27 protein-coding genes are annotated in these 21,966 nt (G+C 62.6%); 3 read left to right on the forward strand and 24 right to left on the reverse strand.

Annotation, left to right across the window (positions count from 1 at the left end; all coding sequences use genetic code 11):
• Position 1: 1 nt before the first annotated feature.
• Both B5X82_RS09665 and B5X82_RS09670 read right to left on the reverse strand, forming a co-directional pair.
• Positions 2–610, reverse strand: a complete 609-nt coding sequence (locus B5X82_RS09665; protein ID WP_079647956.1) for a ribonuclease HII — start codon at positions 608–610, stop codon at positions 2–4.
• A gap of 44 nt (positions 611–654) precedes the next feature.
• Positions 655–1,650 (reverse strand): L-histidine N(alpha)-methyltransferase, encoded by a 996-nt coding sequence (locus B5X82_RS09670; protein ID WP_079647957.1) that lies wholly within the window; start codon positions 1,648–1,650, stop codon positions 655–657.
• 479 nt (positions 1,651–2,129) lie between these two features.
• Between B5X82_RS09670 and B5X82_RS09675 the strand changes: the two genes are divergently transcribed.
• A complete protein-coding gene (locus tag B5X82_RS09675) occupies positions 2,130–3,629 on the forward strand; it encodes a recombinase family protein (protein WP_079647958.1) in 1,500 nt (499 codons plus the stop codon).
• Positions 3,630–3,653: 24 nt separating this feature from the next.
• On the opposite strand, the gene B5X82_RS09680 is transcribed toward B5X82_RS09675, so the two are convergent.
• Positions 3,654–4,124: a thermonuclease family protein gene (locus tag B5X82_RS09680; protein ID WP_217699574.1), complete on the reverse strand. Its 471-nt coding sequence runs from the start codon at positions 4,122–4,124 to the stop codon at positions 3,654–3,656.
• Positions 4,125–4,451: 327 nt separating this feature from the next.
• Entirely contained in the window at positions 4,452–5,108 is a 657-nt protein-coding gene (locus tag B5X82_RS09690) for a hypothetical protein (RefSeq protein ID WP_079647960.1), read from the reverse strand.
• 183 nt (positions 5,109–5,291) lie between these two features.
• Between B5X82_RS09690 and B5X82_RS09695 the strand changes: the two genes are divergently transcribed.
• The gene (locus B5X82_RS09695) at positions 5,292–5,660 is read left to right on the forward strand and encodes a DUF2513 domain-containing protein (protein WP_079647961.1); all 369 of its coding nucleotides are present in this window, start codon (positions 5,292–5,294) and stop codon (positions 5,658–5,660) included.
• A gap of 239 nt (positions 5,661–5,899) precedes the next feature.
• Entirely contained in the window at positions 5,900–6,199 is a 300-nt protein-coding gene (locus B5X82_RS09700) for a type II toxin-antitoxin system HicB family antitoxin (RefSeq protein ID WP_079647962.1), read from the forward strand.
• Positions 6,200–6,326: 127 nt separating this feature from the next.
• Here the strand turns inward: B5X82_RS09700 and B5X82_RS09705 are convergent, their stop codons facing one another.
• The 20 genes from B5X82_RS09705 to B5X82_RS27230 form a co-directional block, all read right to left on the reverse strand.
• Entirely contained in the window at positions 6,327–6,512 is a 186-nt protein-coding gene (locus tag B5X82_RS09705) for a hypothetical protein (protein WP_079647963.1), read from the reverse strand.
• A complete protein-coding gene (locus B5X82_RS09710; protein ID WP_079647964.1) occupies positions 6,509–6,769 on the reverse strand; it encodes a hypothetical protein in 261 nt (86 codons plus the stop codon). The genes B5X82_RS09705 and B5X82_RS09710 overlap by 4 nt, the downstream gene beginning before the upstream one ends.
• Positions 6,766–7,002: a hypothetical protein gene (locus B5X82_RS09715; protein ID WP_079647965.1), complete on the reverse strand. Its 237-nt coding sequence runs from the start codon at positions 7,000–7,002 to the stop codon at positions 6,766–6,768. Before B5X82_RS09715 ends, B5X82_RS09710 begins: the two co-directional genes overlap by 4 nt.
• Positions 6,999–7,427 carry an N-acetylmuramoyl-L-alanine amidase gene (locus tag B5X82_RS09720; RefSeq protein ID WP_079647966.1) on the reverse strand — a complete coding sequence of 143 codons (429 nt, stop codon included), beginning with the start codon at positions 7,425–7,427 and terminating at the stop codon, positions 6,999–7,001. The genes B5X82_RS09715 and B5X82_RS09720 overlap by 4 nt, the downstream gene beginning before the upstream one ends.
• Entirely contained in the window at positions 7,424–7,759 is a 336-nt protein-coding gene (locus B5X82_RS09725) for a hypothetical protein (RefSeq protein WP_139385075.1), read from the reverse strand. Before B5X82_RS09725 ends, B5X82_RS09720 begins: the two co-directional genes overlap by 4 nt.
• Before the next feature lie 8 nt (positions 7,760–7,767).
• Entirely contained in the window at positions 7,768–9,711 is a 1,944-nt protein-coding gene (locus B5X82_RS09730; RefSeq protein ID WP_079647968.1) for a hypothetical protein, read from the reverse strand.
• A 222-nt stretch (positions 9,712–9,933) separates the two neighbouring features.
• The gene (locus B5X82_RS09735; protein ID WP_079647969.1) at positions 9,934–11,583 is read right to left on the reverse strand and encodes a hypothetical protein; all 1,650 of its coding nucleotides are present in this window, start codon (positions 11,581–11,583) and stop codon (positions 9,934–9,936) included.
• Complete coding sequence (locus B5X82_RS09740) at positions 11,583–13,166, reverse strand: D-Ala-D-Ala carboxypeptidase family metallohydrolase (RefSeq protein WP_079647970.1); 1,584 nt, start codon at positions 13,164–13,166, stop codon at positions 11,583–11,585. The genes B5X82_RS09735 and B5X82_RS09740 overlap by 1 nt, the downstream gene beginning before the upstream one ends.
• A complete protein-coding gene (locus tag B5X82_RS09745) occupies positions 13,166–13,924 on the reverse strand; it encodes a hypothetical protein (protein WP_079647971.1) in 759 nt (252 codons plus the stop codon). The genes B5X82_RS09740 and B5X82_RS09745 overlap by 1 nt, the downstream gene beginning before the upstream one ends.
• Position 13,925: 1 nt before the next feature.
• Positions 13,926–14,321: a hypothetical protein gene (locus B5X82_RS09750; protein ID WP_139385076.1), complete on the reverse strand. Its 396-nt coding sequence runs from the start codon at positions 14,319–14,321 to the stop codon at positions 13,926–13,928.
• A 57-nt stretch (positions 14,322–14,378) separates the two neighbouring features.
• Entirely contained in the window at positions 14,379–14,855 is a 477-nt protein-coding gene (locus B5X82_RS09755) for a hypothetical protein (RefSeq protein WP_079647973.1), read from the reverse strand.
• Positions 14,855–16,189: a hypothetical protein gene (locus B5X82_RS09760; protein ID WP_079647974.1), complete on the reverse strand. Its 1,335-nt coding sequence runs from the start codon at positions 16,187–16,189 to the stop codon at positions 14,855–14,857. Before B5X82_RS09760 ends, B5X82_RS09755 begins: the two co-directional genes overlap by 1 nt.
• Entirely contained in the window at positions 16,189–16,437 is a 249-nt protein-coding gene (locus B5X82_RS09765; RefSeq protein WP_079647975.1) for a hypothetical protein, read from the reverse strand. Before B5X82_RS09765 ends, B5X82_RS09760 begins: the two co-directional genes overlap by 1 nt.
• Before the next feature lie 100 nt (positions 16,438–16,537).
• Entirely contained in the window at positions 16,538–16,825 is a 288-nt protein-coding gene (locus B5X82_RS09770; RefSeq protein WP_079647976.1) for a hypothetical protein, read from the reverse strand.
• Positions 16,825–17,145 carry a hypothetical protein gene (locus B5X82_RS09775; protein WP_079647977.1) on the reverse strand — a complete coding sequence of 107 codons (321 nt, stop codon included), beginning with the start codon at positions 17,143–17,145 and terminating at the stop codon, positions 16,825–16,827. Before B5X82_RS09775 ends, B5X82_RS09770 begins: the two co-directional genes overlap by 1 nt.
• Positions 17,145–17,603 carry a hypothetical protein gene (locus B5X82_RS09780; RefSeq protein ID WP_079647978.1) on the reverse strand — a complete coding sequence of 153 codons (459 nt, stop codon included), beginning with the start codon at positions 17,601–17,603 and terminating at the stop codon, positions 17,145–17,147. Before B5X82_RS09780 ends, B5X82_RS09775 begins: the two co-directional genes overlap by 1 nt.
• Before the next feature lie 12 nt (positions 17,604–17,615).
• On the reverse strand, positions 17,616–18,740 hold the full coding sequence (locus B5X82_RS09785; RefSeq protein WP_079647979.1) for a phage capsid family protein: 1,125 nt from the start codon (positions 18,738–18,740) through the stop codon (positions 17,616–17,618).
• A 6-nt stretch (positions 18,741–18,746) separates the two neighbouring features.
• The gene (locus B5X82_RS09790; RefSeq protein WP_079647980.1) at positions 18,747–19,487 is read right to left on the reverse strand and encodes a hypothetical protein; all 741 of its coding nucleotides are present in this window, start codon (positions 19,485–19,487) and stop codon (positions 18,747–18,749) included.
• Positions 19,488–19,649: 162 nt separating this feature from the next.
• Positions 19,650–21,608 carry a portal protein gene (locus tag B5X82_RS09795; protein ID WP_079647981.1) on the reverse strand — a complete coding sequence of 653 codons (1,959 nt, stop codon included), beginning with the start codon at positions 21,606–21,608 and terminating at the stop codon, positions 19,650–19,652.
• A complete protein-coding gene (locus B5X82_RS27230) occupies positions 21,598–21,726 on the reverse strand; it encodes a hypothetical protein (protein WP_268878225.1) in 129 nt (42 codons plus the stop codon). The genes B5X82_RS09795 and B5X82_RS27230 overlap by 11 nt, the downstream gene beginning before the upstream one ends.
• Positions 21,727–21,966: the final 240 nt, after the last annotated feature.

A 21,966-nucleotide genomic window follows, 5' to 3' on the forward strand; every position in this document is an offset into this window, starting at 1 on the left:
TTCAGGCTGCGGAGAACAGCGAATATTGGGCGATTGGCGCGAAGCTGCGCCGGTGGAGCGGCGACGGGCCCAGCCGAGCGAGCGCGTCGAGATGCGCAGGCGTGCCATAGCCCTTGTTCTTGGCCCAGCCATAGCCCGGGTGATGCGCGTCATAGTCGGCCATCATCCGGTCGCGCTCCTCCTTGGCGACGATCGAGGCGGCCGCGATCGACAGGCACAGCGCGTCGCCGCCGATCACCCATTGCGAGGGGCGGGTCCAGCGCGGGCAGCGATTGCCGTCGACCAGCACCATAGCGGGCTCGACGCTGAGCGCCGCGACCGCGCGCTCCATCGCCAGCATCGACGCCCAGAGGATGTTGATCTCGTCGATCTCCTCGACGGTGGCGATGCCGACGCCGACATGCGCCACCTCGCGGATCTTGCCGCACAGATCGGCGCGCGCCTCGGCCCCGAGCTTCTTCGAATCGTCGATTCCCGTCGGCGCGCGCCCGCGATCGAGGATCACCGCCGCCGCAACCACCGGCCCGGCGAGCGGCCCCCTGCCCGCCTCGTCGACCCCGGCGAGCGGCATCGGATGGGCGATTTCGAGATCGAAGCTGGGACCGGCCATGCGAGCCGATCTATCGGGTCGCGAAGCCGCTGGCTAGGGTCAGGTCAGGTTGCGGCTTCAAGCAGGTGCAGGCTGAACAGCCGCTTCGCATCGAACCAGGCCTGGAGCGGCCGAAAACCCGCGCCGCGCGCGAGCGCCTGGAAATCCTCGACCGAATATTTCCAGCTTTCCTCGACGTGGATCGCTTCCCCCGGATCGAAGGCGATCCGTCGCCCGCCGACATGGACCTCCTGCGAGCCGAGGCTGACGAGGTCGTTGCGCACACGCCCGCTGTCCTTGTCGAAGCGGACGCGATATTCGAACATCCTCTCGTCGAAATCGGCGCCGAGCTCGCGGTTCGCGCGTCGCAACATGTCGAGGATCAGCGAGCGGTTCAACCCGTGCGGGTCGTCATAGGCCGCCTCGAGGATCAGAACGCTCTTGCGCAGGTCGACACCGACCAGCAGCAGCCCGCGGCGGCCAAGCTCGCGCGCCCAGAGCGACAGCATCGCGAGCGCCTCGGGTGGGGCGAAGGTGCCGATCGCGTTGCCGGGCAGGTAGCCGAGCCGCCGCCCGCCGCCCGCATTCGGCGGCAGATCGAAACCGATGCGCGGATCGGCACGGACCGCCTCGACCCACAGGCGCGGATAGCGTTGCTGCATGAGCCGGGCGTCGTCGAGCAGCCTGTCGCGATCGCGATCGACCGCGACATAGCCCCAGGGCCGATCGAGGACCGACAAGAGCAGCGAGGTCTGCGCACTCGACCCGCGGCCGAAATCGACCAGTTGCGCCGCCGGTCCGACCAGCCGGGCGATCGCCACTGCCTGGTCGCGCAATATCTCCAGCTCGGCGCGCTGGAGATAATATTCGGGCAAGGCGCACAGCCGATGGAAGGCCGGCGAACGACGATCGAGCAGCATCGACCCGACCAGGCTCTTCGGCCGCCGCTCCATCCCGGATATGAACAGCGCCGCGAAGTCCGCCGGCGGCGGACCATGTTCGTGCAGCGCGACAATGTCGCCCGGCCTCGACGAGGTGTCATCGGGGAAATGGTCGGTCAACACAGCCTCCGGAGCCGACACGACGCGCGTCCGGCGCGGCTTTAGTCGCTTCGAAGCATAAAAGGTTCCTGATCCGTAATGGTTCCCATCACTTTAACGCTACGGCAGCCGTCGACCGTAGCTGCGCGGTTCGCCATAGATGCCATCGGGAAATCGAGCCCGCCGAGGCCTGCCCGGCAGCATGGACGCTGGTGGGCCCGGCACCTACCGAATCGTAGCAATAATACCCATATAATCCGGTCTCTCCTTATGCCTTACCCCTATTAGAATACCCCCAGAGATACCCCCGGAGAAAATCGAGCCCGTTTGTATCGTTGGGCGGACGTGCGCAGGCTTCATGGTCTGGCGCGTATCCCCCGCGCTACAGGGGATGGACGCGGAGCGCCGGGTGGCGGCCGACGTCGAGAAGCGAATGGGGATGATCCGAAGCTCTGATTAACCAGCCGGGCCTATCTCTCCCCGAATATGGGGAGAGATATATGCAAGCACGAATCCGCGCCGCCCAATATGTGCGGATGTCAACCGATCGACAGGCATATTCGATCGCCAACCAACAAGCCGCAATCGCGAGCTATGCCCAACGGCATGGCTTCGAAATCGTTCGCACTTACGCCGACGAAGGTCGAAGCGGGCTGCATCTCAAAGGGCGATCGGCGCTGCAACAGTTGCTCGCCGACGTTCTGGTCGACGAGCCCGAGTTCAGCGCGATCCTCGTCTATGACGTGAGCCGATGGGGCCGCTTCCAGGATATCGATCAGGGCGCTCACTATGAGTTTCTTTGCCGCAGCGCCGGGGTGCGAATCCATTATTGCGCCGAGCCCTTCAGCAATGACGACAGCCTGCCAGCCGCCATCATGAAAAGCCTGAAGCGCATCATGGCCGGCGAGTTCAGCCGAGAGCTGTCAACGAAGGTATTCGAAGCACAGGCGCGCCTCGCTCGCCAAGGCTTCAAGATGGGAGGCGGGCGGCGGTATGGCTTCCACCGGATGCTGGTGGATGAGTTCGGGCAGCCCAAGGGAATATTGCAGCCCGGACAGTACAAACACTTGCGGTCTGACAAGGTCATCATCGTGCCGGGGCCGGCTGATGAAATCGCCACAGTGCAGAAGATTTTCCGAATGTGCGCCTGGCGCGGAATGTCCCCACGACAGATCGCGCTTCGCTTGAACAACGCCGGAAATGTGACAATGACCGGTCGCCCCTGGAGCGGGATTCTGGTCGCCCACGTCATAAGATCGGACATGTACAGAGGCGTCCTGACCTATAACCGGCACTCACGAAAACTTGGCGGACGTGACGTGCTGAACGATAAGTCTGAATGGATAAGGTGCGAGGGTGCAATCGAGCCCTTGATCGATGAGCGGACGTTCCGAACGGCTAACCGGCGGCTATCGGAGCGCCGATGGAGCAAGTCCGACCATCAGCTCATCAAACTGCTTGCGACACTCCAGGCCCGCACCGGTCGGCTTTCGGTTCGAGATACTCTGGACCAACCCGGTTTTCCTGTTCCGACGACCTTCGCGCGCCGGTTCGGCAGCTTTCGTGAGGCCTGTGCTCTTGCCGGCTATATCCGGCCGCAAATTCTCTATGCCTCCGTCCACCCGACCTTGCTGTTTCGCGCCTGCGATCTTCTCGAAGACGCTGCAACGGCGATCCGGTCCTCAGGGGGCCGCGTTGAGGTAAGCGAGGTGGATCGAACACTGATGATAGACGGCAAGTACCGCCTTGGCGCCACAATGGTTCGCACCATGTCGACCGCCCCGCACACCACGTGGCGAGCCCGCCTTCGTGAAGGCTTTGACATCGACTGGCTGCTAGTCGGACTACTGAACCGCACTGATAACCTTGTCGGCTACGCGGTATTGCCGGAATCGCGCTTCGGCAAGACACGCGACGTTTACATCTCGGCATCCCGGATCCGTGCGGCAAACAACCGCATAGAGTCGCTATCAGAACTCTATTCGATCCTTCGGCAGTGAAAAGAGACCAGGAACCGCATCAGCTCAGCATTCTAGCCGCCCATAGCGCTCGACTGCGAAGCCGTCCCGCACCATCTGGCAGGAAAGGTCCACGCCATCCGCCGAGCAGCGCACGATGGCGCGACCATAGCGGTCGGTGTCGACCTTCTCGCACTGGACCGACCGCCCTGCGGTAAGGCCGCTCAGATGGTCACGGGATTCGTAAGGATCGCCTGGCGTGCATTGCCGGCCCGGCCGACATGCCCCGGGCATCTCGGGCGCATCAATGCCATAGAGCCGCATTGACCGTCCCGAGCCGTCGCAACGGATGGCGTCGCCATCATGATGATAGGGCATCGGACAAGCGAACGTATCAGCATTCCTCGGCTGCTCGACCTTGCCCTCCGATGCGCTCCACCAGAAGGCAAAGCTCCCAAGCGCGGCAACGATCGATGCGGCCGGCAAAAAGCGGCTCCATGGCTTCCTGGTGCGGCGGAAACGAATGATCTGACCCATCGCCGGGGCACTACACGCGATCAGCTCTGAAAGGATAGCGGGATGCTACACGCCGTACCGCTTGTTCCCGCTGCGTGTGATGCAGTAGCGGCCCCCTCGGGGACCAACGCACACGTCACCGCCGTTGCAGGGACATTTGCCGTCGTCCGCAACGCCCCGATGGCCTGTATAGCCAGAGAACCCTGTGCGCCGCCGCCTTACCCTACGACGCTTTCGCTTCTTCGCCTCGGCCTCGGCGTCCAGGCCGAATATCAGCGCTGCGGTGAGACCTGTGATGAATGACCGCCGTTCCATACACGCTCCATCAAAGGCAAGGTGTTCTGGCCCTTAATGCCCTCCGGCAGGTGATGCTTCCGATGTGGCTGCATCCTGAGACGATGCGGGCGCCGTGGCCGAAACCGCTGTGGACGTGACAGCCGCAGACGATCCGATCGTCATGGGAGCAGGAGCCGACAACCCGGCAAACACGATCGGCACATCTTCGCCGATCATGCCGTTGATCCGGGTGCCGGGAGGAATGACCGCACTGGTTCCGGTCCAGAAGAAGCCGGTGGGCAGGAATACAATGGCGGAGACCGCTACGGCGCCCGCGCCGGCCTTCTTGCCTTTGTCCGCGCCTCCGTTGCCTTCGAGCCGGATCTGGCGGCCATTGGCCGTCACATAGAGCAGGCGGGACTCAATGTTTCCGGATTTGCCCCACATGCCCTTGTTCCGGATCGAGGTGATCTCTCCGACTGCCGGGCTGCCGATGGGAACGACGACCTGGCCATTGAGCAGCACCGCTTCCGCGACTTCGAGCGGGAACCGATCTCCCACCTTGAGGTGCTTCCCCTTGGTCGTCAGTTCATGAAGTGTCTTGAGCACGATCGGCGTGCCGATGCGTAGCACGTTCTCTTGAGATTGGCCTATGACCATCGCCGGTTCGGCGAACGCCCCAACAGAACAAAGCGCCAAGGCAGCCCCGGCGGCGAAAATCTTGATCATCGAAAGCCCCCAATCGAGTCGCGGCGCTAACCGCGAGGCCGCACAGCGCGCGCCCGAAGGGCGGTCGTCAAGCGACATTCGCGAATAGGTCCGAAATGGATGATGTGCGTCTTTCAGCGCCCAATTCCGCATGCACGATAAAATCCTCTGTAAATGTAGGATTTCATGTGAAATCTAGGTTGGATGCGACGCGACTCGGACCTAATCCGCGCGATCCTTCTGGCCATCGAAGCTGACGATCGCTGCGAGATTCTTCGCCTCCCTCACATCGAGGGCTTTCATCCCGAAGCTGTACATTTTCACGCGCGGCTTCTCGTCGAGAAAGGCCTGCTTCAGACCGCCCTACCTAACCATTCGATCCGGCAACCATGGATGTGCCTTCGGCTGACCTGGGAAGGTTATGACTTCCTCGATCACATCCGAGATCCCGCTATCTGGAGATTGGTCAAGCGCTCCGCCACCAAGGTAGGAAGCTGGTCGATCGAAACGCTTGCGACTATCGCTAAGGGCGTGATCCTGGCCAAGGTGGAAGCGCTCGGGTTAGCAGCGTAGCCAGACGATTGGTACTGGCCGCGGAGCGGGGCGATGATCTGTAACAACACCCGGTAAGGCCACTGAAACAGCCCTGACGAGGCGTGCGGCCTGATTATTAGGAGGCTCCACTTTAGCAAGGAGCCGATATGACCGACGTTTCTCGCCAATTGCCCCAACCGCTAGGGGATCCGAAATGGAAGCCTCTGGGGAATGCGGGCTCGGTAAGGAGCCCTGCCACACAAGTCGAAGGAGCGAAAATGGTGACTGCCTATTACCCCGCGATCGTTGAACGGGCCGGCGCGGGATACAGTGTATTCTTCCCCGATCTCCCGGGCTGCACCTCCGCAGGCGCCACCCTGCAGGAAGCGGCGCGGGCGGCTGAGGCTGCGCTTAACGGCCATCTGATCTCGATCGTCGAAGCGGGCGAGGCACTGCCCGATCCGTCCGAGATGGACGATCTTGAGCGTGATCCCGAGATCGACGAAGTGGCGCGTATCCTGGTGCGCGGCGAGTACCCCGGCCGGTCGGTAGACATCAACGTCACAACGGAAGAGTAACTCGTCGCGGCGATCAATCACGTCTCGTACAACCGTTCGAGTTCCACCATCGCAGCGGCGCGCGGCGGCTACTCGGTTGTCAGTGCCATCAGGAGCAGAGGGAATCGAAATATTCGAGCGATGGCGGCTATAGCGCTTGCGCCTCACGGTGCTGCTGATCCGCCACCGCGGTAGCCTTGGTAAGCGCTTCATCGACCACAGCCTGATCGTCGGAGGATAGCCCCTCCTTCACGAGATCGATCAGCTTGAGAAATTCTGGGAAGCCGGTCCCGACCGCGTTGATCGCGGCAATGATGACGGCGATTGGCATCATTTGGTCTCCAGCGGCTTCAGGGCTTCGCGGAACTGCTCGATCGTGATGCGCCCCTCGCGGAAGGCGACGAGTGCGGCATAGGCTTTGTTATCGAGATCCTTGAATTTGCTCTTGTCGAGCGTACCGGCTTTGACGGCTGTCTCCCCAGCCTCACTGGCGGCCGTGTAGAGAGCATTGGCGCCTAGCAGGATCTGTCCGGTCTGCGTTGTGGTGCAGGCGACCAGAAGCAGCAGCGCTGGCAGGAATAGGCGTTTCATGGTTTGGGCTCCTGAGGGGGGTTCTGTGGGCCTTTGGGACGGAACGTGCCGATCACGCCGATAAGGCCGGTCGTGGCTGCTCCGATGAACGCCAGCGCGGCGATGACCTTGGCGAGTTGCTCGGAGGTTCCGTCGAAGCTCATGCAGATGATGACGGCGGCAATGGTCAGCAGCACGATCGCCAACAGAGTCGCGATATAGGCCAGCAGGGCTTCGCGGGCGTCCGTGGTCACTCCCCCACTCCCTTCAGCCACGCCGCCACATCGAAGCTGGGGCACGCCTTGTTGACCTTGGGCCAATCGCGATGGCCGCGAATGACGATGCCGGGATAGCGGCCCTTGTAGGTTCGGATCAGCGTCAGCAGCGACTTCTTCTGAGCGTCAGTGCGCGTGTCCTTCGGCGCCTTCATCGCCTTGTCCATGCCGCCGACGTAGCAGATGCCGATGTTGCCGCTGTTGTGGCTGCCGACATGCGCGCCGAGTTGGTCATCGCGCAGCGTGCGATGCATCGAGCCGTCCAGTTCGATCACCCAATGATAGCTGGTCATGCCGAACTTCGCCTTGTCCCATGCCGTGATCTGCTCAGCAGAGACATGGCGGCCTTCCGGCGTCGCGGCGCAGTGAATAGTGAGATATTTGACGGGGCCTAGCGCGGTCATGCGCCGCCCCCTTCCTGCCGGATGCGCTCGATCCGCTCCTCGGACAGCGCCGTCTGCATGGCCTGTCGCAGGTTGCCGGGGCCGTGGTAGAACAGCAGCGTTTCAAGCTGGAGCGTGCGCGCCTCGCAGCGATCGTTCTGCTCCTCCAGAGCCGCAATCCGCTTTTCGTAGGACTTGTTGATCGGTCCGGTGACGAACGCCTTGATGAAAGCCCAGCACGCAGCACATCCGGCCGCGAATGCCAGCGCCAGGCTGCCACCCTGCGCGCCCAGATAGTCGATTTCGGGCAACGCGGCCTCCGCTAGGTTTCCGGGGATGCTGGTGTTCATCATGGGAGGCGTCAGGGCGCGAAGGGGCAGGACGTGACGGTCCATGCCAACCCGTCGCCGGATCGGACGTGAAACAGCGTTGGATACGTCATTCCAGAGACATTCAGCGGGGTATTAACGGCTCCACCGTTGATCGTGCCGCCGGTCGGAGGATTGAAGGTGTATGTCCCGGTAGGGTTCAGGTTTGGTCCCGTTCCCTCCGCCATGATGAACATCGATCCATAGCCGAAGAGGCGGTTCAGGTTCTTATCCATGGAAAGGCTCAACGTCTGCGAATTGCGCGAGATGTTGTAGAAGGACATCGGCGCTGGCGTGGGAGTGGCCGTGATGCCCGAAGCTCCCAACCCGAAGGGAAAGTCATGCGAGGGTGAGAACCCGGCCAGTCTCACACCGTTCAACACTGTGGCGTTGACCGCGAAGTTGTTCGACCCGTCACGGGGCGCGAACTGCAAGCATTTCGAATATTCGATCACCCGAGCCGATCCAAAGTTGAAACCGCACTCGTCGGTGGTCAGCTTGACGATATCGAAGCTGTTGCCTTCATAATAGGACAGCGCGCACTGGCCGCCCCTCGATCCCGACGTGATCGAATTGCCAAGGACGAAGCCAACGCCGTTGCTCTGTAGGACCGCATTGTCGACGGAGGTCATGTACAGCGAGCGGTTGTAGATGCCGATGGCGCACTGAATAGCATCCAGAGTGCCAACGTAGATGCAACTCCCGTCACCTCCTTGCGCGTAGAAACCTCCCCCTACGAGGAGTTCCAGGTTGGCGGGGAAGGTTACGGTGCTGTCGATCCACGGATATACCGTGATGATGCTATTGACCGGGTCGGTGGCCGTGATGAAGTAGAGACCGCCGCCGATAATGCACATGCTGATACCGGGCTCAATATAGCTGGGAACGGTATCGACCGTGAGTGCGGTACGCTGGCCAATGCTGCTCTGACTTCCGGTGTTCGATGCGGAGCTGATCGAAAGGTTGACGCCGGTAGTGCTCCGGGTGCCACACCAGCGCGTGCTCACAAAGCCGAACTTGTTGAGGGAGGTGGTCCCCGTATTTTTAACACCATAGTACTTCGTGTACTGGACGTAGATCATCTCAGCATTGAGACGGGAGCAGTTATTGATCAGTACCCCGACGCCGTTCGTACGCGTCGACCAGGTCGAACCGCCTCCGCCCCAGACCGCCAGCGACCCCGTGATGTTGCCGAAATTCCAGTTGCTGAAGAGGATGATCTCGTCCTCTGCCGTGAAGGCGGCATTGATCCGGGCCTGACAGTTGATCACGGGGGAGGCATTGGCGGTCCCGATGAAGGAGATTTTCGACGTGACCTTGAAGACGCCCTCCATGACAGGGATCTTCGTATTGTTGCTCATGACGTAATCGGCAAACCGCTGAAGGGCCACCGTATCATCAACTACGCCATCACCGACCGCGCCGAAGTCATAGGGCGTCACGCGCTCGCGCATCTTGTCCTGGGACGTGCGCGCCACAGCGCCGGTGCCCGACTGGATGAAGCCGACGATAGCCGAACCGACCGACGACATGAGGTAGGAGATAAACCCGGCAACGGTCGTCCATTTCGAACCGCTGGAGCCGTCGTCGGAGCCCACAAGGGACGCGCCAGTAGGCTCGCTGAACGCAGCTACATCTTCTGCCACCTCTTTGAGCTGCGCCGAACCGATGAGTATCCATCGCCCTGCCGCTCCGGGCGCGGTGTCGTTCGGCTTGATGATCGTGGCACCATCATCGGCCGCGACCAAGCCGTCATTCCATGCGAATACGCCACCCCCGCCATCGCCTGCCGCGGAACCGCCGTCGACGACGTAGTTGTCGCCATCGGCAAGGTCGATCGAGGCCAAGGCGCGCAGATCGGCAATCGTCTCGATCGAAGGGAAGTTCTGAAACGGATAGCCGGGCAGATTGATCGTGATCGCAGGTACAAGTGCCATGCCGAAATCCCCTGATAGATCGGGGCAGATTTATCATGGGGCCCGGATCGACTTGCTTTAGAGCCGGGCGAACGTCATGCTGCGCGCATGGTCTTTGAACAGGGATCGCCGCTGTGGATCGCGGCATCATCGGCCTGCGGGGCGGCCGGGCGAATGATGTTCCTCGCATGGTATAAGCGCGGAGAGCCCAAGCGCCGGATACGTCGCGCACGGCGACGTGAGCTAGTTTCGAATATTGCTTATCGTTGTGGGCGCGCTTGCGGTCGCTACTGGCGCGCCAAGCTGCAATAGATCCGACACGTAATTCGCAGTCGGCCCTTGCCGGCCGGTCAATCCCCAACGGATCGCACGCTGGCTGAGCGGCACATAGGCCAAGGACCCCGCCCCCAGCGCTCCGAGCGTGCCAAGTGCGGCCGGCGCGCCGCCTACAGCCCCCGTGCCAAGCGCCCCGAGAAAAGCGAGGCTGTTGACGGCCGTGCTTCCGCCACCTCCAACCGTCGAGGGCATGACCTGCGCCGCTGCTGCGGACAAATCCTGGTCAAGAGCCTGGCCCCGCGCCGACTGACGCTTGCGGACGGATCTATCCGATTGACGTGTGGCCGTCTTATATTGGCCGGGCGTGAAAACGCCCTCATCGGTGCCCGCCGCTGCCCTTTCAACGCGAACGAGACTGGCATAGCCGCGATCGATGTCCCGAAGGCGTGTCGCATAGGCGGGGTTCTCACGCCGGGCCAGCGCATGGAGCTGGGCGCGATACTGATCAGCGACATCGCCGAGGCGTCGCAGATAGGGATCGTCGGATATCCTATAGCCGGCTGCGAGATCGCCAAGGCGCTCGCTGGTGTCCCGCAGCGTGCGACCTGAGAACTGATTGCCCTGCTGGCTGAATGCTTGTGTCAGCTCGTTGTTTATGGCGTCCAGGCGCCCTTGGTATTCAGGCGGAAGCCCTTGGACAGCGCGCTGCTCGATCGACTGGATGCGACCGGAAAATCCTCGATCGATTGTGCCGCTTAGGCGGGGGAGCACATCATTATAGGCGGCGCGGAGCCGATCGCCAGCGTAAGCCACGGCGTCGTGACCGACATCCACGGTGCGGGGTAATTCTTCTCCGATCGGGCCGAGCGCCCTGTTGGTGGCAGCACGGTTCAGCCCCTCATTCGCACGCGCTCGCGCACCTCGGATCGCGTTGCCGACGACCGGGAGATTGGCAACGCTGTCCTCGATCGTCTTTGCCGATCGACCGACGATACCGCCCTGCCCTACAATCTGCCCTGGGGTGAGAGGAACGCCTGCATCGATCAGGGTTTGCACTTGTGGGGAAAGCCGAGGGCTGACCGCCCCTGAAATCCCTCGTACAAGGCGGTCGCCAACGTAGCTGCCGGCCGCGCCAAGCGCCATGTCCGTGGCAACGCCGGCCACATCATGCCGATCGGACAGGAGCGCCCCACCGGCTGCCCCCTGCACCAATGCGCCACCAGGGATCGCAAAGGTCGGGATCGTGTTTCCGACGAACTCTCCGAGTCCGTTGCTCGGCAACCCCGCGGTCATTTCCTGAAACGCCGGCGGCGCATCCTGACCGAAAGCGCCGGCCAGATAGTCGGCTGCCCGATCCAAAGGCTTCGCGGTGCCACGCACGACACCGCCGAGCGTGTCGACGCTCTGCTGTCCGATCTGCTTGCGGGTGCCATCTGCGTTGAACTCCCATGTCTCACCAGCCGGCAGCGATTGGGCCTGAGGAGAGGTAGAAGCGGGAAGCTCGACGGTCTCGATCGGCGTGGCGTATCGCTCCCAGGGCTGCCCGCCACCTACCGTCCGCGGTGGCGCGGGCGCCGGGTCAGATTGGGCGCCGTATTTCTCCCAAGGCCCAGCCATTACCGGACCTTTTCCCAACGATTGGGATCGGCCGGATTTCCACCCTTGAAGCGATAGCCTCCTTCGACATCGCCGGCTTTCGGCTGACGGGGTGCAGCGGGTGCGCTGGGAGCGCTGCCACCCAGCATCTCCGCATAACCGAGCCGCGTTTCCCGGATGAGGTCGCGCATCTGAGCCAAGGCCTCGCGCCGGCCCTCGGGTGTTTGCGTTCTGTTCGGCAAAGTGGCCTCGGACAGGCGGGATTCGTAGTCCGACATCGCGCCCTCACCGGGAACGCGGGTGAGCTGGCGGATCAATGGTGCAAGGCCAGCCACAGCGGTATCGAACTTGTCGCTTGCGGCATTGATGGCGCCGGGAAGCCGCCCGGCAAACCACCCCGTGTTTCCGTCCTTCTCCGCTGCCGCCATCGCGGCTTCGACGCGACGCAACTGATTGTCAATCGCCTGGAGGCTTGTCAGCTTCGTGCGCGCGAGACCTGCCTGCTGCTTGGTAAGCTGGCCTTGCGACCTATCCTGGCCCCCGATCGCGGTCACCTGACCATCAGGGCTACGCTGGTACTTGATGTTCGGATCCAGCCCCAGCTCCGCATTTTCTTGCGGTGTCAGAACCGTGTACCGCGGCTTTGGATCACCCCGCGCGATGATGCGCGATCCGCCGGCCGCCTGACGCGACGGCTCGACATGCACGTGATTTCCTTCGTTGATCACGTCGAAGCCGGGGCCGAACTGCTGCTTCAACTCCGCATGGAACCGCGCCATTGGCACACCGGGCGGTGGTTGGAGATCACGCGCCTGATCGGTCAGGTGATAGCTTCCCGGCACGCCACCAACTTCGCGATTGCGTTCGGGTGTGCGCCCACGCCCACTGACGATCGTGCCTGGAACGAAATCCAGTGCCGCCATCTCGATATCTTGCCCCGTAGGCAGGCCGCCGGGAGCCGAAGCCCCCGGAGCCGCAGATGCTGGATCACCTCCTCCCGGTTGATATTCGATGACGGTTTGGCCATCGCCCACCGTTACCGGGCGAGGCGCAAAGGGCGTGCTGTGAAGGACCTGGCCGGTGCGGGGGTCGAGAACATCGGTTCCCGGGCCCGCGATGATCGGCTTGTTCGCCTGCGTCTGCGCGGTCAGAAGGCCAATCTGTTCCTTGACCGAAGAAGCGGCTCCGACATAGCCGTCCAGGGCATTGTCACTGAGGTCTCTGGCGGCGGCCTCCAACTCCTCCATGGAGAAGCCTCGCGCACGAAGTGCAGGAACCGCAGCCCGAAATGCGGCGAGCCGCTGATCGGCCGGCTTCTGGCGCAGGCTGTATGCCGTTGCGCCCATGACATCCGCCTGGTCGAGCGCCTGCTTGCGCTGATCATCGGAAAGCTGCCCGATCGAGGTCGCCATGTCGTAGTTGCCGGTCTCGATCGCCGTGGTGCGTGCGCCAGTCGTATCGCCCGCGCCGAGCTGCTCGGACGCCCTTTGCCGTCCCGCCTGCTTCTGCTGCTGCATGCGGCTTTCGCGCCCCAGGGCGAACGCCTGGAGCGTGTCGAGGTAGCCGTTGCCCTGAGGCTGCGCGAGACCGAAGTTGATGGCCATTACGCCGTATTCCCGTAGCCGTTCCAAACAACCCCGGCCCCGTTGGGCGTGATCCAGCCTCCGCCATAACCTGGGGACGCTCCAGGAGGTGGCAATGCCGGCAGGCCACTGGGAGAGGTGCCCCCATAGCTCGACCCGAGTGCATAGGCGCCAGCGTTCAAGAGCCCCTGAAGTCCTTGGCCCAATGCATTGCCGCCGATGATCGCCGCGTTGCCCGAGGCGTCCGCGCCTGCCTGGATCGCCTGATTGATGCTGTTTGTGGAGTTGGTACCGACGCCGGCCACCAATCCGCGAGCCTGTCCGCCCCGGTTGGCCACGTCCGTCAACTGGCCGAGATAGCCGGTGAGACTCCGGTTCGCGAGTGAGGCCCCGCGATCCTGGAGCGCCTTGTAGGCCGCACCGCTGTCGCCCATGCCGCCCGCGTAGGCGTTGGCACGAACGGCTTTCAGGCCCTCATTGACGATATCCTGATAGCCGGACGAGTCTCGGAACTGCGCGAGCGCTGCGGCCGACTTCGCCGGATCGCCGCCAATGTTGAGCAGCCCCGCAATAGTATTATCGGCGTCCGTCCCGAGCTCGATCGTCGGAGCGTTGAGGTTGTATTGATAGTCGCGATTGCGCTCGGTGGCTGCGATTTGATCCTGCACGGCCTGACGCTGGATCTTCGCGGCCTTCTTGGCGCCTTTGCCGCCCATCAAGCCGCCGAAGACGCTGCCTACAGCGGAAAGGGCGCCGGCTGCCACTATAGGCGCAACCATCTCAGCGCTCCACCTTGAAGAGTTCGCAGGGACCCGAAATATGATGCTCGCGGATGCCGTAGGACGTGCCGCCGAGCTGACGGTTCAGCCACCGCGCGGCCTTATTGGCAATCGGCGTCTGCCCCCAAATGGTTCGCGCCCCTTCCTGTTCGAACATCCAGTCGATCATGCGGCGAAACTCCGCGATACACCGGCGCCCGCGGCAAGATGGAAGCGACAGATAGTGCATCTGCCAGATGCCCGGCCCACTCCATTCGAAGATGGCGCCGGCATCTTCACCATTGCAAAGCAGGGCGTAGTCGTTTGGCAGCGCGGCCAGCTCATCGAAATAAACCTCCACGCCGCCCGGTCCGAAGTACGGCTTCACTTCGGGATGGTTCGCGATCCTGTTGAGCACGGATGGATCGTATGTCCGCATCGCGCGGACTTATCATGAAGGGAGGTCGAGCTTGCTTTAGACCGGGAAAGCCCCGTTCAGGATCAGATCGTCTATCACGGCCTTCAGGGCACGCGAGTTTGCCTGGAGCGCATCGGCCAGTGCCTGGACCTCGGCCTGCGTCGGAGGATTGCTGATCGTGGGCGCGGTATAGGTCGTAAACCCGCCACGATCAGCAGTCCCCGTAGGAGCATCCCAGTTAGGTCCCACACCCTTGGCCACGGCGTTGTTGGCGGTGGCCTGCGCCGCTGCCGCTGCGGCGAGGCCCGCAATGGCATCTGCCTGTGCGGCAATTGCGGAATCCTGTGCGGCATCGGCGGCGGCTTGGGCCGCTGCTGTCGCCTCGATATTCTCATTGATGGCCGTGACCGCCGCTTTGATGTTCTTATTGTTCTGATTGGTCAGCGTGACGAAGAATCCGACCGGACGGCCGCTCATGTCGACGATCGGGACCGCCTGTTGGATATCGGCAAGGTTTAACGGCGCGAGGTCCATTATTGCCACGCCTCATTGGCAAGCGCGCCTGAGATGCGGACAATAGAGCTATCCTCGATCTCGATCTGGAACGTGCGCAAAGGCTGGTCGGGGATGCCCAGGCGATAGAGGTTCACGATGTCATACGGCGCGCGAACCTCCATCTCCTCCCAATAATCAGGAAACCCCTCTTGCCCGTCTTTCCACCGGATTTTGACGGAACAGTCGGCATTCGCCCCAATAGCCACTGAAAAACTGTTCTGTCGGCCGGGCTTCCCTATCACGGCTATCGTTCCGGAAACACGTCGCCGGATCAGGGTGCCGGCATCGTCATCGGCGGCGGGATCGAGCGTCCAGATTGCGCCAGTCGCGAAGTCGCCAACATAAGTCCCATCGGGCGTGTCGATGCCCACATGTCCGCGAAACTCGGTTGAGCCTTCCGAGGCCCATTCCGACCAACCTGAGGTCGCGGCGTCGAAGGCAAAGGTCCCCTGACTGGGAATCTTGAGCAGATAGAACAGGTGCCCATCGCCTAGTCCATAGACCCAAGCCGAAGGCGGTCCCGAGCGCTTCCGAAGTCGCTCCTCGATGCCATGGTTGCTGATCCGCTGCGGCACGCCGGCTGCGCGATAAACGACGCAATTCTCGCCGACCCAGATCAGGCTATTGTCGAAACGTTGAACGGTGTCGCGTGCCAGGCACCCGCGATCGAATTGCCGCCCTGGCGCGCGGGTGAACGGGGCATCGGGATTGCCGGTGGCCTGCCATGGCTCAGTGGATCTGGCGCTGAAGAACCATATCTCATCACCGAGGCGTCGAACTGCCACCAGCCCATCGCGTGAGCTTTCCGCATTGGCGAAATCCAACGCGCCAACGACCGTCGATCCGGGCTCAAGCCAGTAGAAGCGGCCATCAGGCGTGCCGATGAGAGTGTAGTTGTTCAGCGCATCGATATCGACGACGAGCCGATCATCGGGCATCGCAATCGACGTGATGCCTGCGCCCGTATAGGCATACAGCACCTCGTCGGCCGCCATAGCAAGTATATCGATGCTGGCGGCATAGGCTACGCGGGAGACCGCCGATAGCTCTCCGATCGGCGCACCTGCACGATAGAGCGTCGAGGTGCTGTTGGCGAACAGGTCACCGGAGAAAACGCCGTCTTGCTGATAGAGGCCACGAACCGGCCCATTCAGCGTGGCGGCTGCGGTCAGACCCGGCCTTTGGATACGCATCCACTGATCCGGTGACGCTCCGCTTTCGTCCTTTTCGAGGAACAGATTTACCAGCTCGACTTCGGGGAAGAAGCCGGCCTGGCGCTCATAGGCCGAAAGACCCAGCGGCACTGCCGGCATCAGACATACTCGCCGAAGACGGGGCGATCATGAAAGGAATAGCGTGTCGTCAGGGCGGACTGGAACATGCCGGCCAACCTGGTCGTCGCGGCGCCCACTTCTCCGCCGAACTCATCAACGATGGAAAGGGCTAGAAGCGCCTTCAATCCTTCTGGATCACGATAGGACAGCGGCGCCTGATCAGTCAGGGCAAGGCCGTACAAGCCCACCCATAGCCGCTGCTGGCCGTCATAGATATATTCGACCACCTCGCCCGAGAAGGCATCGACGATGATGACAACGGCGCAGTCGCGCGGCGGTCGAACATTCCTGTCGGTGGGATTTGTCGTGTAGCTCGCGCACTCTTCGTCATAGGGACGCGGGCCGCAGGGGAAGCAATTGGGTACGACCTAGGTCGATCTGGAGTGTGGCGTCGCTATTGCGGAAAATGCGCTGGTTCTCGCCTGCCGTATAGGTTTCGCCGGTCGGGATGATATCGGCCAGACGGCCGAATGCGCCGGAGGTGATGAGCGAGCGGTAGAGCCCCCTCAACGCCTCCAGCGCATCCTGGCTATCGGCAAGCCGGGGTTCGCGTCCGGCTCCAAGCTTGCCGAGCTTACGGAGCGCGCCGTTGACGATATCCCGGCACGAAGCCATCAGGCTTCCGCAGCGGCGAGCTTCGCGCGCAAGGTGTCGAGGCCCGAGCGGCCATCATATTTGATGCCCTTCTCGTCGAGCTTGGCGCGGATCGCAGCCAGTTCGGTGCCCGCGTCCGGATCAGCCTTCTCGGGCTCTGCGCTTGCGACCGGTTCGGCGTTTGCGTCGACCGCGAACACCGCCTTCATGTGGCGAAACTTGGCAAGGTGGGGGTCTTTCTCCCCCATCTCGACCGCTTCGCCCTTCACGAAGGTGTGACCATATTGCTCGATCACCTGCGCGCCGGGATCCTCGTCTCCGAGCCACGTCACCTTGGGCATCACTTCGGCTCCTCGACGAAGTAATGGAGGACACCAACGATCGTGCCCGTGGTGGCACCGGTCGCGGGACCGGTCGTCACCTTTGCCTTTACGCGGGTCTTGGCGGTGGTGACGTAATCGACACCCGAGGCCGCGAGAACCGTGGTCACACCACCCGCCTGGCCGATGGTCGCTCCGGTGAAGAAGCGATCGTCATCGACGGCATCGCCCAAGGCCAGGACAATGGCCGGCGAACCGCCAGTGTCCAGATCGTCTGACTTCAGGAAGCCGCCGACGACGCGAGCGTTCGGCGGAAGGTCGAACATATCGATGATGTCGTTGACGACGAGCGCGGCGGAGATGGTGTATTCGCCGCGCGCACTATGGATGGTGCGCCCACCCATACCGACGCCCGACACCGGATAGCGGCGCCCGCTGGACGAGCCACCAAGCTCGACGCTGTAATAAGTGCTTGCCATGTCGATTTCTCCTCAGGCGTCCGCAACAGCGGCGTTGATCAGGGTCACGACGCCGTACTGCTGACCGCCGTACGAGACCTTCTTGATGCCGCGCAGCTCCTCGATCGCGACGCCCGGGCGGAACTCGTAATCCTCCTTGAGGTCGATGCGCAGCGTCGGATCCTGGCCGTAGGCCACGCCGACCGCGGATTGGCCGCAGAGGAAGTTCATGCCCACGTCGATCGTGCCGTTCGAGAAGGTCGGGATTTCCGGAATCTCGCGGAAGATGATCCCGTTGTAGAGCAGGTCGCCGTCCTGGAAGAGCGGGTTGCGCTCGATCCCATCACCTTCGCGGGCACGTGCCTGCGTGTTCGCCTGGATGATCGTGCTGTCTTCCGAGATATCGCGGAACGCCATGCTGTTGCAGAACATGACGAACCATTCGCGGCCGGCCGTCGCATCCGACTTGAACGGACGGATATGCGTGCCTGTCGTGTTGCCGGCGGTCTTCGCCATCCGCTTCGCGAGCTTGGCGGTTGCAGCCGTCAGCTTGTCGTCGGTGTTGTCGATGGTCGCCAGGGCGGTCGCCCACACGCCCGAGGACGCGTTCGACTTCGACTTGCCGAACAGGATGCGATCCGCGTTGTTGACGAGAAAGGCATTGCGCTGCGAGGCGTTGGCCAAGAAATAATCGACCGCGCTATCGTTGCCGGCGATGCCGTTCACGTCGGGAGCGCCGGCGATGATCACCGACATCAACGCGCCGATGATATCGTCGCGCAGGACTTCGGCGTCCCACGAACGAAGCTGGTCCTTGGCCGCATCGAACAGGTCGATATCGGTCTTGTAGCTGGTCGACTTGGGGACCTTCACCGCATTACGAAGCCAATCGATGCGGATCTGGTCGTTCAGGTTGCCGAGATCGTCTTCGTTGCCCTTGAGCACCTCGGAGCCGCGAACCCCGCGCCCCTTCAGGCGGGTGATCAGCGGCACATTGATATACGCGCCGCCGGCATCCTTCAGCTCATTGCGGATGCGGATGATGCTACCGACGCCGGTCCCCATATACGGCATGAAGCCGGATTCACGGACATATTCGGTGAGAAACTTGGTGATCCAGGTCTGCTTGACGCTGGCTTCTGCGAGAACGACTTCCATTTTCCGTTACCCTTGGAAAACGGCGCCCAGCGAAGCCATCGGACCGGTCGGGACATCCTTGATCGTGCCACCCTTCGATGGAGCGGAGGCCAAGGAGCGCGGCGGCGTCGGCTGAACTGGTGCCGGTTGCTGCTGCGCCACCGGCAAAGCCGGGGCAATCGGAGCGGCGGGGGCGTATCCTCGCTTGGCAGCTTCGCGGGTGAACCAGTCATCCACATTGTCGCCAATCTCGTTCAACAGCCCGTCGCGCTTGTGCTGCTGGACGATCCAGTCGATCGGGTGCGGCTGCTGCATGTAGGACTGAGCAAAACCGGGATCGCGTTGCGCCCGCTCCGTCGCCCACGCCGCTGCGGCTTCCACCGTCTCGGCTCCATGCTGCTGCCGCGCGATCAGGTCGGAGGTTTGGAAGCGCTGGTTGATCAGTGCTTGCTGGACCTGCGCATTCTGATGCGCGGCGAACCCATGAGGATCGTCATAGGGGTCAGGGCTATCGATAGGAGCGGCCTGGCGCTGTTGCTCCATTTCCTGGAGGCGGCGCTTGGTCTCCTTCAGCTCGTCGCGGACCTCATGAAGCACGTTCAGCGGCACCATGTGCGGCTGCGGCTCGGGTTCAGCGACTACCGGGGGCTGTTCAATCGCGGCGTCAACAGGCGCCTCGATTACCGGCTCCGGCTCGACGGTGGGCGCAGGCTCGGCGGGGATTTCCGCGTTGTCCTGATTACCGCCGAAAAGCTCCTCGATTCCCATGTTCACCCTATCCCGCCCGTATCGTGGGCGACCAACGACACGCCCGAACAGCGGCGGCCCGGCCCTGATTTACGTGGGTGACGCCACGAAGCGCCCGATGTCCGGCGGCGACGTGGGGAAGATTATGAGAGATGCTCGCGGGGTGATGCTTTAGAGCTTGCGTCAGTCCGCAGGCGAAGCGCCAGGAGGCACATCACCCGCGCTGTCCTGCCCCATCTTGAAGGCGATTTCGGCCGTCTGCGCCTGCGTCTTTTCCGTGTTGGCAACGGTCTGCCCGATCTTCGCCTGCTGGTCGGCCTGTGCGAGCGCAAGGGCCTGCGCCTGCATCTCCGCCTGCTGCTGGGCCTGCGCCGCATTAGCCTCGTCGATTTCCTTCTTCTTCGCTCTCAGGCGCTCCAGCACGGCCGCCTTGTCGGCGAGCGGGCTCATTTCCAGCAGCAGCTCGAATTGCGGTGTGAACGGGTCGAGGCCACCGCGCACAAGCTCCACGAACTCGGCGAACACCTCCTGCTGAAGGTTCGCAGTGTCAGGCACCGTATCAAGGATGATGTCCATGTCGATTTCGGCGATGCGCTTGGTGTAGCCGGTCACACCTACAGCCGGGACCATCTGCGTCGCTGGCTCGCCTGTCATCGGATCGACGACTGGCTGACCGGTAGCCGGGTCGACGACAGGCTGCGGCTGCATGACCATGCCCATCACCGGTTCGTTGATCTGGAGGAACTCCGGCGCGCGAACGTCATCCGTGACGCGGATCCACATCGGCCCCGTCCAGAACTGCTGGGCCCGCATCCACATCTGCCGGTAGCAGCGGGTTTCCCAATCCTCCAGGCGCCCCAGCGGCCGGGCCAGTTCGGTCATGCCGGCCTGCTGGAGGACAAGCCGCGCACGGCCCGACTGGCCCGCCTCTCCCTGACGCCCAAGGACAGCGGGAGTTGGTCCCATGCGCTCGATCTCTGCCTTGCTTTCGGCAAGGAGAAGCTGCTGACCCGCCGCTAGGTCGGTCGTCGGAACCAATTGCCAGCCGGGCGGAATGACGCCGTCGGCGCGTGCCGCTTCCTGTCGTGCGGTCGTCGCATCGACCGGTGCTGCCATCGGATCGGACTGCTGCACCTGGCGGCTGTTCGCCAGATGGAGGAGCCGTGAGCGCCGCGCGTTGATCTCGTCCTGGATCGGGATCATGTCCCTGATCCGCCCATAGCGATTATTCTCGCGGTCGACGTAGCAGCTCACCGCCTCGATCGGACAGACGGTCTCGTTCGTCTTGGGATTGAGATAGGCGGAAATGTCGTGCTCCAGCACGCCGGAGGCGCAGTAGAGGCAGCGGAACCACTCCGCCGAGGCATAGGGCGGTTTCACCTCGTTGTAGTAGACCTCGACCACCATCAGCCGCATGCGTCGACGATCGATCCACGGCTTGATGTTGTCGGGCCGGTCCTGCCAGGTCGATTCCAGCGCTCCCTGGCCTCCAGTCACGGGATCGCCGATCCGGGCATAGGCTTCAGGGTTGCGCGCCTTCACGTCAGCCGCATCCATCCACTTGGCGATGCCGAGATATTTGGCGTCCTTGAAATCGGGGCGGCGCGAATAGGGATCGGCGAAGAACTCCTCCCAACGGATCTGGGTGTTGGTGATGTTCTGCCCATCGGCCTCGATGATGATGGCCGCGGTGCCCTCGATCAGGAAGTTCTCAGCGCAATCCAGCTTCACCTGCTGGAAGTTCGACACGTCGGCGATGTAGCGTAGGCACTTGGAACCGAGGTCGGCCGCATTCTCGTCGTCGGGCGTGGGATTGCGGGGATAGCCGCGCGGATCGACCTTTGCGGCCTCCAGCACGCCAAGAATTCCGTCGATCGCGGGGCGGATGCGGTTGGTGTAGATCGGCGGCTGTCCGCGCTGCTTCATGATGCGGCGGACGTCGGATTTCAGTTGGAGCGGACCGTCATAATAATCGCGATCGCGCTGGCAGAGCAGCCGGTTCGCTTGTGACGAGTCCCTGCTGTCGTCGAACATCTTGCGCAGGCGTTCCTGCGGGGGCGGATCGACAGCGAACCTGTGCGGGAGCATGTCGGACTTGCCGCTGATCGGTGCCGGGGCGGCAACCACATCGTCAGCCAGCATCGCGAAGCTCTTTCAGCCGGCGCTCGATCGCTTTGACCCGCTCGCCATAGCCACCGCCCTGGAGCTTGGACGCGGCGAGCTTAGCCTCCAGTGCTGCGATTTCCTCGGCTCGATCCATGCGCGGGATTTATCATCGGCGCGGTGCCGGCTTGCTTTAGAGCGCGGACCACCGCCTCTGCGATCGCATCGCACGACAGAAGACACTTTGTCCGAAACGGTGTGATCTCTCGGACGCCGAAACTGTGGATTACGAATAGATCATGATAAGACTCCCCCATCATAGGGGGAGGCAAACGAATGACTCGCGTAAAGATCGAGGCGTAGCGGTATGGACCGCAAAGGGGGTGTCATTTTGGCA

Source organism: Rhizorhabdus histidinilytica (genome assembly GCF_900167915.1).
Taxonomy (GTDB): Bacteria; Pseudomonadota; Alphaproteobacteria; order Sphingomonadales; family Sphingomonadaceae; genus Rhizorhabdus; species Rhizorhabdus histidinilytica.